The sequence below is a fragment of the Bradyrhizobium lablabi genome (genome assembly GCF_001440475.1).
Classification (GTDB): Bacteria; Pseudomonadota; Alphaproteobacteria; order Rhizobiales; family Xanthobacteraceae; genus Bradyrhizobium; species Bradyrhizobium lablabi.
Genome location: NZ_LLYB01000060.1, coordinates 68,537 through 83,739, shown reverse-complemented (window position 1 = coordinate 83,739; position 15,203 = coordinate 68,537). Strand labels below are relative to the sequence as shown.

The window sequence follows — 15,203 nt, the reverse complement described above, 5'->3', positions numbered from 1 at the left end:
ACAATTACTACCAGGTCAAGGCGACGATCTTCGGCGCCTTGATCGAGGCGATCGACCTCGCCCAGCTCGCCAAGCTCGACGGCGAGTCCGCGCGCGAGGAAATCCGCGACATCGTCAACGAAATCATCGCGATCAAGAACATCGTGATGTCGATTGCCGAGCAGGAAGAGCTGCTCGACGACATCTGCAACGACGTGCTCGGCTACGGCCCGCTGGAGCCGCTGTTGTCGCGCGACGACATCGCCGACATCATGGTCAACGGCGCCGGTACGGTGTTCATCGAAGTCGCCGGCAAGATCCAGAAGACCGGCATCCGCTTCCGCGACAACCAGCAGCTTCTCAACATCTGCCAGCGCATCGTCAGCCAGGTCGGCCGGCGCGTCGACGAATCCTCGCCGATCTGCGACGCCCGCCTCGCCGACGGCAGCCGCGTCAACGCCATCGTTCCGCCGCTGGCAATCGACGGGCCCGCGCTCACCATTCGTAAGTTCAAAAAGGACAAGCTGACGCTCGACCAGCTGGTCAAGTTCGGTGCGATCTCGCCGGAGGGCGCGCAAATCCTCCAGATCATCGGCCGCGTCCGCTGCAATGTGCTGATTTCCGGCGGCACCGGCTCCGGCAAGACCACGCTGTTGAACTGCCTGACCAACTATATCGAGCATGACGAGCGCGTCATCACCTGCGAAGACGCCGCCGAACTGCAGTTGCAGCAGCCCCACGTGGTGCGGCTGGAAACCCGGCCGCCCAACATCGAAGGCGAAGGCCAGGTCACGATGCGCGAACTGGTCCGCAACTGCCTGCGTATGCGCCCCGAACGCATCATCGTCGGCGAAGTCCGCGGACCCGAGGCGTTCGACCTGCTGCAGGCCATGAACACCGGCCACGACGGCTCGATGGGAACGCTGCACGCCAACAACCCGCGCGAAGCCCTGTCGCGCTGCGAATCCATGATCACGATGGGCGGCTTCTCGCTGCCATCGCGCACCATCCGCGAGATGATCTGCGCCTCGATCGACGTCATCGTGCAGGCCGCGCGCCTGCGCGACGGTTCACGCCGCATCACCCACATCACCGAGGTGATGGGCATGGAAGGCGACACCATCATCACCCAGGACGTGTTCCTGTATGACATGATGGGCGAAGACGCGAACGGCAAGATCATCGGACGGCACCGCTCGACCGGCATCGGCCGCCCGAAGTTCTGGGAACGCGCGCGATACTACAACGAAGAGAAGCGGCTTGCGGCCGCGCTCGATGCCGCCGAAGTCATCGAGAAAGTTTGAGGAAGGCAACAAGCATGCAGGCACTCGCACTGGCCTTCCTCGCCGCCACCGCCCTCGGCGGCTTGGCATGGGTGTTCATCTATCCGCTGTTGTCGGGCGAGCGGAAGGCGGAATCGCGCCGCGCCTCGATCGCCCGGAACGACGCCCCGGCGCGCCAGGCCGAAAAGAGCCAGCGCTCGCGCCGCGAGCAGGTCGAAGGATCGCTCAAGGAGCTCGACGCCCGCCGCAAGAAGGACAAGACCGTCGCGCTGTCGACCCGCCTCGCCCAGGCCGGCCTGGGAACCTGGACGACGCAGAAATTCTGGATCGTCTCCGGTGTTTTCGGCGCGGTCGGCTTCGTGGCCGCATTCGTCATCGGCGGCTCCCCGCTGGGCGCCGTCGTGATGGCTTTCGGCACCGGCCTCGGCCTGCCACGCTGGATGCTCAGCTATCTCAAGAAGCGGCGCGAGAAGGCATTCCTGAAAGCGCTGCCGGACGCCGTCGACGTCATCGTGCGCGGCATCAAGGCCGGCCTGCCGCTGTTCGAATCCATCAAGGTGGTCGCGGCCGACTCGCCGGAGCCGCTCAGGAGCGAGTTCAACGCCATCATCGAAACCCAGACCATCGGCATGCCGCTCGGCGAAGCCTGCGGCCGTCTGTATGAGCGGATGCCGGTGCCCGAGGCGAACTTCTTCGGCATCGTTGTCGCGATCCAGCAGAAGTCCGGCGGCAACCTCTCGGAAGCGCTCGGCAACCTCTCCAAGGTGCTGCGCGACCGCAAGAAGATGGCAGAGAAGATTCAGGCGATGTCGACGGAAGCCAAGGCCTCCGCCGGCATCATCGGCTCGCTGCCGCCGATCGTGATGCTGCTGGTCTGGCTTTCGACGCCTGACTACATCTCGCTGCTTTGGACCCACCACATCGGCCAGTTCATGCTGGTGTGCTGCGTCGGCTGGATGTCGATCGGCATCATGGTGATGAAGAAGATGATCAACTTCGATTTCTGACGGTAAACGGCCATGATTGAGTTTCTGATCGCCAAGATGCACGATGCGCGGTTCATGACCATGCTGCTTGCCGCCATCGCGGCAAGCGCGACCGCTTACACGCTGATCATGCCGCTGTTCGCCGGCGAGGGCCTTGCCAAGCGCATGAAGGCGGTCGCCAGCGAGCGCGAGCGGCTGCGCCAGCGCGAGCGCGAGCGGCTCAACAAGTCGGAGAAGGTGTCGCTGCGGCAAAGCCCGAAGCAGCTCGTTTCCAAGGTGGTGGAAGACTTCAACCTGACCAAGTGGCTGGCGCAGGAAGCCGCGCGCGACAAGCTGATCATGGCCGGCTACCGCGGTCACGCGCCCTACGTCACGTTCCTGTTTGCCCGCGCGGTGACGCCGATCGTGCTGTTTCTCGGCGCCGCGCTCTACGTGTTCGTGATCACGCAGATGGACAAGCCGTTGACGATCAAGCTCGGCATCTGCATCGGCGCCGCCTATCTCGGATTGCAGGCGCCGATGCTGTTCCTGAAGAACGCCATCAGCAAGCGCCAGCTCCAGATCAAGCGCGCCTTTCCCGACGCGCTCGACCTCTTGCTGATCTGCATCGAGTCCGGCATGTCGGTGGAAGTCGCCTTCCGCAAGGTCTCGACCGAGATCGCCTCGCAATCGATCGCGCTGTCGGAGGAGTTCGCGCTGACCACGGCCGAATTGTCCTACCTGCAGGACCGCAAGGTGGCCTATGAGAACCTCTCCAAGCGCACCGGCCTCGAGGGCGTCAAATCGGTCTGCCTGGCGCTGATGCAGTCGGAACGCTACGGCACCCCGCTCGGCCAGAGCTTGCGCGTGATGGCGCAGGAAAACCGCGACATGCGGATGACCGAGGCCGAGAAAAAGGCGGCCGCACTGCCGCCCAAGCTGACCGTGCCGATGATCCTGTTCTTCCTGCCGTGCCTGTTCATCGTCATTCTCGGACCGACCTACATCAAGCTCCAGATGATGCCGTGAGGCGAGCGGCGCGGCGGACCCGCGCCAGCTCTTCGGTCTAGACCAGGACGTTCCTTGCACTCGCGCGGTTGGGGCAGAGCCTGGGTAATCCCGCCGCACGATGGCGGCTTTGCGACGTCCTACGAAAGCGCGATCCGCGAAGCCGGCTTTGACGTTTTCGTGGTCCCGAACCAAGGGCAGGGCGCGGCCTCGGCGCGAATTGAAACGGCTCGGCGGCACTTCCCGCGGATCTTCTTCAACGCGGACACCACGGAGGACGGGCGCGACGCTATCGCCTGGTGTCACGAAAAAAGTCGGACGATGATCGCAACATCGGGCTCGGGCCGAACCACGATTGGAGTTCGCACGGCGCGGACGCCTTCGGCCTGATGTGCATCCATTACGATCAACCGGAGCATGAAGAGCCGGAGCCGGAGCGCGAGCGATACCGCAGCCAGCGCAGCTCGAGCCGGGGCGGCTCGTGGCAGAGTGCTTGACCGCTTGGCGAGGCTACAGGCGGTCAACCAATCGGGCCCCGCCCCATCAAAAAAATTTCTTGGCCCCCCTTGAACTTTTTTCCGCGTTGTAGATTTTCTTGGTCGCCGCACATGTTGCGGCCGGGGCGCCTGAGGGGCCCCGAAATCAAGGCGGGCGCCGGAAGGTGTCCGGTNGCCAGCTCGTACCCAACTTGCTCTTTNGGAGGATTTGGCTATGAGGTATGATTGGACTCCCCTGTGGAGGTCGACCATTGGCTTCGACCGCCTGTTTGACGTTCTCGACGAGGTTCATCGGACCGCCGAAGAGAGCTATCCCCCCTACAACATCGAACGGCTCGACGAGAACCGCTTCCAGATCTCGGTGGCGCTAGCCGGATTCACACCGGACGAGGTGGCCCTTACGGTGGAACAGAACGTCCTGACGTTGGAAGGCCAGAAAGCCGAGAAGGACGAGAAGACGTTTGTGCATCGCGGAATGTCGACGCGCTCATTCAAGCGGCAGTTCACCCTGGCCGACCACGTCGAGGTCAAGGGCGCTCGCTTCGAGAATGGTCTGCTGGTCATCGAGCTTCAACGCGAGATTCCCGAGGCCATGAAGCCACGGCGCATCGCCATCACGGGCGCAAGCGCCGGGCAGGTCAAGCAGATCGAGGGCAAGGCCGCTTAACCAACCCGCGGCTTAGGACCGATCACTGCCGCGCGGAGATTTCCGCGCGGCCACCCATCAACGCGTCTTTTATGATTGGAGGCAGCCATGCGGACGACGCCCGCGCACGACAACGTCTTCGATTTCAACTCTCTCCTTCACCCTGGCTCAGTGTTCGCGCACCCGCGCGATGTGGTAGCTCATCCGGAATTAAGCCTGGCCGAGAAGCGCGCCATCCTCGCGTCATGGGCTTCCGACGCTTCGGCGATCGCGTCTTGTCCAGCGCTTCGCGCGCCGGATGGAGTGAAGGCTCCGGTTCATATCGACGAAATTCTTGAAGCGCTTTGCGCGCTAGACGGGAACGGTCCGCGCCACCCGCCAGGAGGCAAGCCCATGCGGTTGCGCTCAACCGAGCGGCGAGCGGCAGCCTAACGGCAGCATCTGAGCGCTTTGCTCAACAAGCGTCTCTTGAGTAAGTCGCCTTGGCTGAAGATAGGCGCTTGCGCGGGTAATCCTCTGTTGCGGCTTTAGGCTCGGTTAGGTTCAACTTTAAAAACCTCGGGCGATGAGCGCGCACTCGCTCCCCCGCCCTCTCCAACGGATGGACAACAGCAATGGTCATCAAGCGTCGCCGTTTCAAACAAATCCATTCGCTTGAGGAACGACTTGCCCAAAATACAGCGAAGCTGCGCAGGCAAGCCAAGAAACTGCCGCCCGGTCCCGCTCAAGAAGATATTGAGCGTAAGATCAGGCAGAACGAGACTGCCACTGATTTTTGCGAAATGCTTCGCTCGCCGGGACGGCTGCAACTTTCTGAGTGAGCTTTTGGTGGCCCTCAACGCGCTTCGACGATCGGTTTGTGCGCAATGCCTTGGACATTCCATCGTGGCATTGCAGAGCCGCTGCGCGTGCCGTGCAATCTTTCGTGTTCGAGTTTGCCGGAACTCGTCTGCCGTTCTCATGTTAAGATCGCGCGCCATGTATGGTGAGGACCGCAATGAGCGAGAAGCCGCCGCCGGTCGTTATTCACGTAGCGAACCCTGATGCGTTCGCCGGGCAGGGAAGCGTCATTCTGCTCGAATTGGCAGATGAAGCTACGGCTAGAAAGGTGGCGCGGAAAATCGCCAACGAGACCGGGCGCCGCGTCACCGTTCGAGATGCAGATTTGATTTTAATCGAAGCCATCCCGCCCGCCAAAATTCACTAAAGCGGCAAGGCCGACCGCGAAGCTCCATTGCGATCAAGCGGAAACGGACGAGCGCGAACGATACCGCGGCCGGCGGACCCGATCGGGCGGCGGTTCCTGGCAGAGTGCCTGGGGAGCTGGCCGCACCGTCTCATGCGATGAGGTGAGAGATTGCGGCCCATCATCTCCCAGAGGTCGAATTCGCAGTGACGCTTCAACGCCTACCAGTAAATCCAACAACAATCGCATACGTCGTCGCACTCCATTGTGCCCCCCATGCGCTTGCAAAGGCTATCGATCCCTCTGCATCCATAGATGGGATCATTGAGCTTACCCATTTGCAGGAGCAAGAGGCGGATTCGGCACTTTCTTCATCGACGGATTTGAGATCGCAAGAACGGACAAGTTTCTTTCGATGCACCGAAATCGTTACCCGCATGGTCGCCTCGCCGAGGTGAAGCGGTGCGATAGCTCGCGAAACGAATTTGCTGCTCAATCCGGCCGGTTGAGGGCTGCGACCGGGACGGTCGCCTTGCTGCCGGGCGGACGCGAATTGTCCTTGTCCTTGCGGCTCAGCATTTCCCGCAAATAGGCCACGTTGGCGGTGGCCTCGTCGGCGGGCAGGTCGCCCTTGGCGATGGTCTCGGCTTCCGTGAAGCGGCCCTGCAGGCCGACCACCAGCGCGAGATTCTGGCGCACCCGTCCGTCGGCGCGCGGATTGGCATAAGCGCGGCGTAGCGTTTCCTCGGCCTGCGGCAATTCCCGCGTCAGCATGTAGGAGAGGCCGAGATTGGACAGCACCGAAGGCTCCTCCGGCACGATCTTCAGCGCAGCGGCGTAATAGCCGCGGGCCTCCTCGTGCTTGGCCATCTTGTCGAGCGTGGTGCCCTGCACCGAAAGAATGCGCCAGTCTGGATTGGTCGGCGAATGGGCGCGGCCCAGCACGTCAAACGCGGCCTGCGCATTGCCGTTATCGGCAAGCGCGCGGCCATAGGCGGCGAGCAGCGCCTTGTTGCCGGGATGGGCGATGGTGGCCTGTTCGAGCACGGCGACGGCCTGCGCCCGCTGGCCGGTGGCACGAAGCGCCTGGCCGTAACCCAGCGCCGCCTCGGCATCCTTGGGGTTGGCACGATATCGCTCGCCATAGACCTCGGCCGCCCGGCGCGGATCGTCGGGAACAGCCTGTGCCTTGGATGACGAGGAGGTCAGCGACCCCGTGATGTCGGACATGGTCTGGCAGCCGCCAAGGCCTGCGGCCAGAACCGCCGTTACGGCGGCGGAAGTCAGGAACCGGGCGAGGGATCCGGCGTGGCGGGGCTGTCGACGCATGGCACTTCAACTCACGGGAATGGCGGACGAATGGAGCCGTACGAGCCAGCAATAGAGTGTTAACCCTAACGGCCGGTTAATCGGCCGTGCTATGCCAGCTTCACCACACCGCCCCTGCCCCGTCCCCTTCGCGAGACAAGCATGCCATTCCCGTTCGAGACCGCGCCCACCGCCTCCGCCATTCCGATTACCTTCGCCACCAAGACGACCTGGAGCGCGATCGCCAAGGACCTTCCCGAACCGTCACGGCAGTTTGCCCTTGCCAATGATTTCACCGCCAAGCCCGGCAAATGCCTGACGCTGCCCGGACCCGACGGGCAGATTGCGCAGGTCATATTCGGGCTCGAGGACGAGAGCAGCAAATCCCGCGACCTGTTCCGGCCCGGTGCGTTGCCAGGCCTGCTGCCGCCCGGCGTCTATCGCTTTGCCAATGCGCCGCATGATTTGCACCTGGCGACGCTGGCCTTTGCGCTGGGAAGCTATCGCTTCAGCCGCTACCGCAAGGCGGAGAAGCCTGACGTCAGGCTGGTGCCATCAGACGGTATCGATGTCGCCGATATCGCGCGGATGGCGGAAGCCGCCGCGCTGGCGCGCGACCTGATCAACACGCCGTCGAACGACATGGGACCGGAACAACTGGCTGATGCCGCGCAGGCGCTCGCGGCCCGGTTTGACGCCGAATTCAATTGCATTGTCGGCGACGATCTCGTGAAGCAGAATTTTCCGCTTGTTTACGCCGTCGGCATGGCCTCGACGCGCGCCCCGCGGCTGATCGACCTCAGTTGGGGCGACCCCGCTAACCCCAAGGTGACTTTGGTCGGCAAGGGCGTCTGCTTCGATACCGGCGGCCTCGACATAAAACCGTCCAGCGGCATGCTGATCATGAAAAAGGACATGGGCGGCGCCGCCAACGTGCTGGCGCTGGCGCAGATGGTGATGGATGCGAAACTGAAGGTCCGCCTGCGCGTGCTGATCCCCGCGGTGGAGAATGCGGTCGCCGGCAACGCCTTTCGTCCGCTCGACATCTTCAAGTCGCGCAAGGGGCCGACGGTGGAGATCGGCAATACCGACGCCGAGGGACGGCTGGTGTTGGCGGATGCATTGGCGCTGGCGGACGAAGAGAAGCCGGATCTCTTGATCGACCTTGGCACCCTGACGGGTGCGGCACGAGTAGCGTTGGGGCCGGATTTACCGCCCTTTTACACCCAGGATGAGACGCTTGCCGAGAGCGTCGCGGCGCACGCGAAACGGGAGAACGATCCATTGTGGCGAATGCCGCTGTGGGCCCCTTACGATTCCTGGCTGGATTCCAAGGTCGCCGACATCAACAATGCGCCATCGGGCGGCTTTGCCGGGTCGATCACTTGCGCCTTGTTCCTGCAGCGCTTCGTCACCGACGCCAAAAGCTGGCTGCATGTCGATATCTACGGCTGGACGCCTTCGGCGAAACCCGCGCGTCCCGAGGGCGGCGAATGCCAGGCCGCGCGCGCGATCTACAAACTGTTGAGCGAACGCTATGCATGATCCGCGCCTGACGCCGGCACGACCCGAAATCGCCGCAAAATATCTCGAAGGCAAGGTGAAGGCCGCGCGCTTCGTCGACGGCGAGGAGTTTTGCGTGCGCGAAGCCATTGCGCCATTGTGGGAAACAGCGGACGCAGGCGCCATGATGGCGACGCAGGCGCTGAAGGGCGAACGCGTCACGGTCTACGACCGCAACGGCGAAGGACTTGCATGGGGTCAACTCGGCAGTGACGGTTATGTCGGCTGGATTCTAGACGGCGCGCTGGCAAAGCCGGTGGCCGCACCGACGCACAAGATCACCGCGTTGCGCACATACGCTTTTCCCGGCCCGTCCATCAAGCTGCCGCCGGTCGAGACGCTCACGACGGGCGCAAGGGTGACAATCATACGCGAAGACGGCCCATTCGCCGTGACCAACGAAGGCTGGTATCTGCCGCGTCAGCATATCGGCGGCCTCGACGCCACGGAGCAGGATTTCGTCACCGTCGCCGAACGCTTCGTCGGCACGCCCTATCTCTGGGGCGGCAAGAGCTCCCTCGGCATCGATTGCTCCGGCCTGGTCCAGGTGTCGTTAACCGCCGCCGGCACCGGCTGCCCGCGTGACAGCGATATGCAGCAGGACGGCCTCGGCCGGACGTTGAGCCAAGCCGAGATAACGAATCTGCAGCGCGGCGATCTGATCTTCTGGAAAGGCCATGTTGCGATCGTCCGCGACGCCGGCACCATCGTCCACGCCAATGCGCATCACATGGCGACGGTGGTGGAGAATACGCGGGAAGCGATTGCACGGATCAAGGCGGCGGGCAGCGAAGTGACGGCGATCAAGCGGCTCTAGTGCGATGAGAGGGGCCGCATCCTTCGAGACGCCTGCTGCGCAGGCTCCTCAGGATGAGGGAGACATCGGACCCTCATGGTGAGGAGGCGCGAAGCGCCGTCTCGAACCATGAGGCCGAGATGCCGACAAGAGCGTGCTACGTAGCGGCCGCGTCGCCCGGCACCGCCTCGATCCGGAACGCAGCGGCGAACAGTGCGCGGGTGTAGTCGCTCTTCGGATTCTTGAAGAGCTCCGCGGCCGGCCCCTCCTCCACCACCTTGCCGTGGCGCATCACGATCAGATGGCTTGCGAGCGAGGCGACGACGCGCAGATCGTGCGAGATGAACATGTAGGTCAGGTCGCGCTTGCGCTGCAGCTCGCGCAACAGATCGACCATCTGGGCCTGGAACAGCATGTCGAGCGCTGAGGTCGGCTCGTCGAGGACGACGAAGTTCGGCTCCAGCACCACCGCACGCGCGATCGAGATGCGCTGCCGCTGGCCGCCGGAGAATTCATGCGGGTAGCGGAAGCGCGTCTCGGGGTCGAGGCCGACATCGCGCAGCGCCTTGACGACGCGCGCCTCGCGCTCCTCATAGGACAGCGACTTCTGGTGCACGGAAAGGCCTTCGGCGACGATATCGCCGACCGACATGCGCGGGCTCAGCGCGCCGAACGGATCCTGAAACACGATCTGCATGTCGCGGCGATGCGGCAGCATGGCCTTGAAGCGCAGGCCCTGGATGTTGTTGCCAAGGAACACGATCGGACCATCCGAGGAAATCAGCCGGAGCAGCGCCAGTCCCAGCGTGGTCTTGCCCGAGCCGGATTCGCCGACGACGCCGAGCGTCTCGCCCTTGCGCACCGCGATGCTGACGCCGTCCACCGCCTTGATATGGCCGACGGTCGAACGCAACAGCCCGCGCTTGATCGGAAACCAGACCTTGAGATTGTCGGCGGATATCACCACCGGCTCGTCGGGGCGCGGCGGCGCCGGATCCGGCTTCGGCTCAGCCGCGAGCAGCGCGCGCGTATAGCTGTGTTTCGGCGCGGTGAAGACCTGTTCCACCGGCCCCTGTTCGACGATCTTGCCGGAATTCATCACGCAGACCACATCGGCGATGCGGCGGACGATGCCGAGGTCATGGGTGATGAACAGCATGCTCATGCCGAGCCGTGACCTGATCTCGGCGAGCAGCGCCAGGATCTGGGCCTGCACGGTGACGTCGAGCGCGGTGGTCGGTTCGTCCGCGATCAGAAGGTCCGGCTCGTTGGCGAGCGCCATCGCGATCATGACGCGCTGGCGCTGGCCGCCGGACAATTGATGCGGATAGCTTTGCAGCCTCGTTTCCGGATCGGGAATGCCGACCTGCGTCAACAGTTCGAGCGTGCGCGCCCGCGCCGCCGACCCGCCGATGCCCCTATGCAGCGAGAGAATTTCCCCGATCTGCGCCTCGATGGTGTGGAGCGGATTGAGCGAGGTCATCGGCTCCTGAAAAATGATCGAGATGTCGTTGCCGCGGATTTCGCGCATCTCGCGTTCCGAGGCATTGAGCAGCTCGCGGCCCTTGAAATGGATCGTGCCGGAGGGATGCGAGGCGGTCGGATAAGGCAGCAGCTTCAGCACCGACAGCGCGCTGACGGACTTGCCGGAGCCGGATTCACCGACCAGCGCCACGCACTCGCCGCGCTTGATCGAGAACGACACTTGATCGACGGCAGTGCTGTTGCCGAACGCGACCGAGAGATCGCGGACATCGAGCAGCGGTTGGTTGATGGCGTCCATGCCGCTATCCCTGCCGGAATGTCTTGCGCGGATCGAAGGCGTCGCGCACGCCCTCGCCGATGAAGATCAGCAGCGACAGCATGATCGCTACCGAGAAGAAGCCGGTAAAGCCGAGCCAGGGCGCCTGCACATTGGCCTTGCCTTGCGCCAGCAGCTCGCCGAGCGACGGCGAGCCCGGCGGCAGGCCGAAGCCGAGGAAATCCAGCGCGGTCAGTGTCATCACCGAGGACGACACGATGAACGGCAGGAAAGTCATGGTCGCCACCATCGCGTTCGGCAGCAAATGCCGGAACATGATGACGCCGTTGGAGACGCCGAGCGCACGCGCGGCCTGGATGTACTCGAAATTGCGCCCGCGCAAAAACTCCGCGCGCACGAGGCCCACCAGTGACGTCCAGGAGAACACCAAGAGAATGCCGAGCAGCACGAAGAAGCCGGGCACCAGCACCGATGACAGGATCAGCAGCAGATAGAGCGAGGGTATCGCGCTCCAGATTTCGATGACACGCTGGAAGATCAGATCGGTCCATCCGCCAAAATAGCCCTGCACGCCGCCGGCAATGACGCCGATGATCGAGGACAGGATGGTCAGCGTCAGGCCGAACAACACCGAGATGCGGAAGCCATAGATCAGCCGCGCCACCACATCGCGGCCCTGATCGTCGGTGCCGAGCCAGTTATATTCGAGGTCGCGGCAGCTCTTCAGGCCCTTCTTCTCGAGCACGGGCTTGCACTGCTCTTCCGTCAACATCCATGTCGGCGGCGACGGCGCCGGCGTCGGCAGGTCGAGATTATGGGTCGCGTAGGAATAGCGGATCGGCGGCCAGACGATCCAGCCACCCTTGTCCGCGATCAGCTTCTGCAGATAGGGATCGCGGTAATCGGCCGCGGTCTCGAAATCGCCGCCGAAGGTTGTTTCGGAATAGCTGACGAAAGCCGGCCAATAGAGTCTTCCGTCATACTTGATCATGAAGGGGCGGTCGTTGACGATCAGTTCCGCGAACAGCGAGATCATGAACAGCGCCAGGAAGATCCAGAGCGACCAGTATCCCCGGCGGTTGGCCTTGAAGTTCTGCCAGCGACGGCGGTTCAGCGGCGACATCGCAAAGGGATGCCGCGTTACCGGCACGGCGGTGCCTAGCGGCGACTGCGTCGAGGTTTCGACCGGTTGCGGCGCGAGCATTGTCATCAGACCTCCCGCGCCTCGAAATCGATCCGGGGATCGATCCACATATAGGTGAGGTCGGAGACCAGGCCGATCACGAGACCGACGAGGGAGAAGATGAAGAGATTGCCGAACACGACGGGATAATCGCGGTTGAGCACGCTTTCGAAACTGAGCAGCCCAAGCCCGTCGAGCGAGAAGATGGTCTCGATCAGGAGCGAGCCGGAGAAGAACGCGTGGATGAATGCGCCGGGGAAGCCCGCGATCACGATCAGCATCGCGTTGCGGAAGATGTGGCCGTAGAGCACCTGGCGCTGGCTGCAGCCCTTGGCGCGCGCGGTCATCACATACTGCTTTCTGATCTCGTCCAGGAACGAGTTCTTGGTCAGCAACGTCATGGTGGCGAAAGCGCCGAGACCCATCGCGATCAGCGGCAGCGAGAGGTGCCAGAAATAGTCGATGATCTTCCAGTACCAGGGAAAGTTCGACCATCCATCTGAGGTCAGGCCGCGCAGCGGGAACCAGTTGAAGAACGAGCCGCCCGCAAACAGGATGATCAGGAGAATCGCGAACAGGAAGCCCGGAATCGCGAAGCCGATGATGATCACCGCCGAAGTCCAGGTGTCGAAGCGCGAGCCGTCGGCAACCGCCTTGCGCACGCCGAGCGGGATCGAGATCAGATAGGTGAGCAGCGTCAGCCAGAGCCCGAGCGAGATGGAGACCGGCAGCTTTTCCTTGATGAGCTGGATCACGCTGGCGTCACGAAAATAGCTCTTGCCGAAATCGAAACGGGCGAAATTCCACACCATCAGCGCAAACCGCTCATGCGCAGGCTTGTCGAAGCCGAACTGCTTTTCGAGGTTCTTGATGAAATCCGGATCAAGTCCCTGCGCGCCGCGGTATTTCGAATTGACGGCGTCGGCGGAGGCGCCAGCCTGTGGCGTACGGCCGGCAAAGTCGCCAGAGGAAGAGCCTGAGATGCGCGAGGAGCCGCCGGTGTCGGCGCCGGAGAGTTGCGCGATCACGCGCTCGACCGGGCCGCCCGGCGCGAACTGCACCACCACGAAGGAGATGAAGAGGATGCCGAGCAAGGTCGGAAACATCAGGAGGATGCGGCGGGCGATATAGGCAGTCATTATGGCTTTGCCTGCTCGAGTTTGCCCGCCTTGGCGGCGTCATACCACCAGATAACGCGCTCGCCGGACCCCGATGCATCGATCTGATAGCGCGGCAGGTTCTTCGGGCGATCGAATATGTCCCAATAGGCCAGCCGATGGGTCTTGTTGTACCACTGCGGCACCCAGTAGCGCCCGGCGCGGAAAACGCGGTCGAAGGCATGGCAGGCGACGGTCAGCTCGGCGCGGCTCTCGGCCGCAATCATCTTTTCGATCAGCGCGTCGATGGCCGGGCTCTCTATACCGGCGAGATTGTACGAGCCCTTGGTCTTGGCGGCATGCGAGGAGAAGTAGGCGCGCATCGAGTCGCCCGGCGTCGTCGACATCGAGAAGCGCGTGATCGTCATGTCGAAATCGAAATCTTCCACCCTTGCGCGGTACTGCACAGCATCGACCACGCGCGGGCTCGCCTCGATTCCGAGCGTGCCCAGGTTCTTGATGTAGGGCGCGTGATGCGGATTCAGCGAGGGCTCCTCGTACAGGAATTCGATCCGGAACACTTCGCCGCTCGGGGTCATCCGCTTGCCGTCCTTGATGACGAAGCCGGCTTCGTTAAGCAATTGCTGCGCCTTGCGCAGCATGCTGCGGTCCTGCCCCGAGCCGTCCGAAACCGGGGGCGCGTAGGGCTGGCCGAACACTTCGTTGGGCACCTGGCCGCGGAACGGCTCGAGCAGCTTCAGCTCGTCCGGCGAGGGCGGCCCCATCGCCATCATGTCCGAATTCTGGAACGGCGAATGCGTCCGCGCATAGGCGTCGTACATGATGGTCTTGTTGGTCCACTCGAAATCGAAGGCGTTGATCAGCGCCTCGCGCACGCGGGGATCCCTGAACTTGTCGCGACGGGTATTGATGAACCAGCCCTGCGCGCCCGACGGTCTTTCGTCCGGCACCTGCTCGCGCTTGACGCGGCCGTCCTTGATCGCGGGGAAGTCGTAGCGCGTCGCCCAAATGCGCGCGGTGAACTCCTCGCGGAACAGATAGTTCTTGCCGGTAAAGCCTTCGAACGCGACGTCGCGGTCGCGATAAAATTCGTAGCGGACCACATCGTAATTGTAGTGACCGCGAGAGACCGGGAGGTTCGCGCCCCACCAGTCCTTGACGCGCTCGTACTCGATGAAGCGGTTGACCTCGAACTTGCCGACCTTGTACGGCCCCGAACCCAGCGGCGTGTCGAGCGTCGATTCATCGAACGGCCGCGTCTCATAATACTTCTTCGAAAAGATCGGCAGGCTCGCGACATAGAGCGGCACATCGCGGGCGCGCTTTTCGGCGAAGGTGACGGCAACGGTCGTATCGTCCACCGCCTCGGCGCCTTTCACATCGCGCATCTGAACCTGGATCAGCGGATGGCCTTTTGCCTTTAGCGTATTGATCGACCAGGCGACGTCATGCGCTGATATCTTCGCGCCGTCGTGAAATTTGGCCTCCGGACGGAGCGTGAAGCGGTAGATCAGCTTGTCCGGCGAAATCCGCACCGATTTGGCGACGAGTCCGTACATCGCATCCGGCTCGTCGCCGGCCCGCACCATCAGCGCTGAGAAGGTCAGATCCATGCCCTGCGCGCCTTCGCCCTTGAGGATGAAGGCGTTGAGCGAGTTGAAGGTCTGGTAGGACTGATTGTAGGCGCGTGTCGAGGGGATCGTCGAGAACATGCCGCCCTTGGGGGCCGCGACATTCACATAGTCGAAATTCCTGAAGTCGGCCGGATATTTCAGATCGTCGAATGCCGAGATGCCGTGCACCTCGGCGCCGTTTTCCTCTGTAGCGCGGACGGAGCCAAACCTCAGAACGCTTAGCGCGCCTGCGCCAAGGCCGAGGACGTGCCGGCGGGAGAATTGCGCCATGCGCG

Annotated in this window: 14 protein-coding genes; 9 read left to right on the top strand and 5 right to left on the bottom strand. The window is 63.0% G+C overall.

Going from position 1 to position 15,203, the window contains the following annotated elements; all coding sequences use genetic code 11:
* From CQ14_RS13245 to CQ14_RS13225, 7 genes are all read left to right on the top strand, one after another.
* Positions 1-1,283 (top strand): TadA family conjugal transfer-associated ATPase (locus CQ14_RS13245; RefSeq protein ID WP_057858328.1); only part of this gene is annotated, 1,283 nt, incomplete at its 5' end.
* A gap of 14 nt (positions 1,284-1,297) precedes the next feature.
* On the top strand, positions 1,298-2,269 hold the full coding sequence (locus tag CQ14_RS13240; RefSeq protein WP_057858327.1) for a type II secretion system F family protein: 972 nt from the start codon (positions 1,298-1,300) through the stop codon (positions 2,267-2,269).
* A 12-nt stretch (positions 2,270-2,281) separates the two neighbouring features.
* Positions 2,282-3,256, top strand: coding sequence for a type II secretion system F family protein (locus tag CQ14_RS13235; protein ID WP_057858326.1), 975 nt, complete (start codon positions 2,282-2,284; stop codon positions 3,254-3,256).
* A gap of 690 nt (positions 3,257-3,946) precedes the next feature.
* Positions 3,947-4,399 (top strand): Hsp20 family protein, encoded by a 453-nt coding sequence (locus tag CQ14_RS13230; RefSeq protein ID WP_057858325.1) that lies wholly within the window; start codon positions 3,947-3,949, stop codon positions 4,397-4,399.
* 87 nt (positions 4,400-4,486) lie between these two features.
* Positions 4,487-4,810 carry a hypothetical protein gene (locus CQ14_RS46155; RefSeq protein WP_082649858.1) on the top strand — a complete coding sequence of 108 codons (324 nt, stop codon included), beginning with the start codon at positions 4,487-4,489 and terminating at the stop codon, positions 4,808-4,810.
* Between the two features lie 182 nt (positions 4,811-4,992).
* Complete coding sequence (locus CQ14_RS42175; protein ID WP_082649844.1) at positions 4,993-5,199, top strand: hypothetical protein; 207 nt, start codon at positions 4,993-4,995, stop codon at positions 5,197-5,199.
* A 176-nt stretch (positions 5,200-5,375) separates the two neighbouring features.
* The gene (locus CQ14_RS13225) at positions 5,376-5,585 is read left to right on the top strand and encodes a hypothetical protein (protein ID WP_156434950.1); all 210 of its coding nucleotides are present in this window, start codon (positions 5,376-5,378) and stop codon (positions 5,583-5,585) included.
* Between the two features lie 471 nt (positions 5,586-6,056).
* Here CQ14_RS13225 and CQ14_RS13220 read toward each other — a convergent pair whose 3' ends face one another.
* The gene (locus CQ14_RS13220; protein WP_057858323.1) at positions 6,057-6,893 is read right to left on the bottom strand and encodes a tetratricopeptide repeat protein; all 837 of its coding nucleotides are present in this window, start codon (positions 6,891-6,893) and stop codon (positions 6,057-6,059) included.
* 141 nt (positions 6,894-7,034) lie between these two features.
* Between CQ14_RS13220 and CQ14_RS13215 the strand changes: the two genes are divergently transcribed.
* Together CQ14_RS13215 and CQ14_RS13210 are read left to right on the top strand one after the other, a co-directional pair.
* Positions 7,035-8,417: a leucyl aminopeptidase family protein gene (locus CQ14_RS13215; RefSeq protein WP_057858322.1), complete on the top strand. Its 1,383-nt coding sequence runs from the start codon at positions 7,035-7,037 to the stop codon at positions 8,415-8,417.
* Positions 8,410-9,252: a C40 family peptidase gene (locus CQ14_RS13210; protein WP_057858321.1), complete on the top strand. Its 843-nt coding sequence runs from the start codon at positions 8,410-8,412 to the stop codon at positions 9,250-9,252. The genes CQ14_RS13215 and CQ14_RS13210 overlap by 8 nt, the downstream gene beginning before the upstream one ends.
* A 136-nt stretch (positions 9,253-9,388) precedes the next feature.
* On the opposite strand, the gene CQ14_RS13205 is transcribed toward CQ14_RS13210, so the two are convergent.
* The 4 genes from CQ14_RS13205 to CQ14_RS13190 are packed head-to-tail and all read right to left on the bottom strand — an operon-like array spanning position 9,389 to position 15,198.
* On the bottom strand, positions 9,389-11,014 hold the full coding sequence (locus CQ14_RS13205; RefSeq protein WP_057858320.1) for an ABC transporter ATP-binding protein: 1,626 nt from the start codon (positions 11,012-11,014) through the stop codon (positions 9,389-9,391).
* A 4-nt stretch (positions 11,015-11,018) separates the two neighbouring features.
* Positions 11,019-12,203: an ABC transporter permease gene (locus CQ14_RS13200; RefSeq protein ID WP_057858319.1), complete on the bottom strand. Its 1,185-nt coding sequence runs from the start codon at positions 12,201-12,203 to the stop codon at positions 11,019-11,021.
* A complete protein-coding gene (locus tag CQ14_RS13195) occupies positions 12,203-13,315 on the bottom strand; it encodes a microcin C ABC transporter permease YejB (RefSeq protein ID WP_057858318.1) in 1,113 nt (370 codons plus the stop codon). Before CQ14_RS13195 ends, CQ14_RS13200 begins: the two co-directional genes overlap by 1 nt.
* On the bottom strand, positions 13,315-15,198 hold the full coding sequence (locus tag CQ14_RS13190; protein WP_057858522.1) for an extracellular solute-binding protein: 1,884 nt from the start codon (positions 15,196-15,198) through the stop codon (positions 13,315-13,317). Before CQ14_RS13190 ends, CQ14_RS13195 begins: the two co-directional genes overlap by 1 nt.
* Between the last annotated feature and the right edge of the window lie 5 nt (positions 15,199-15,203).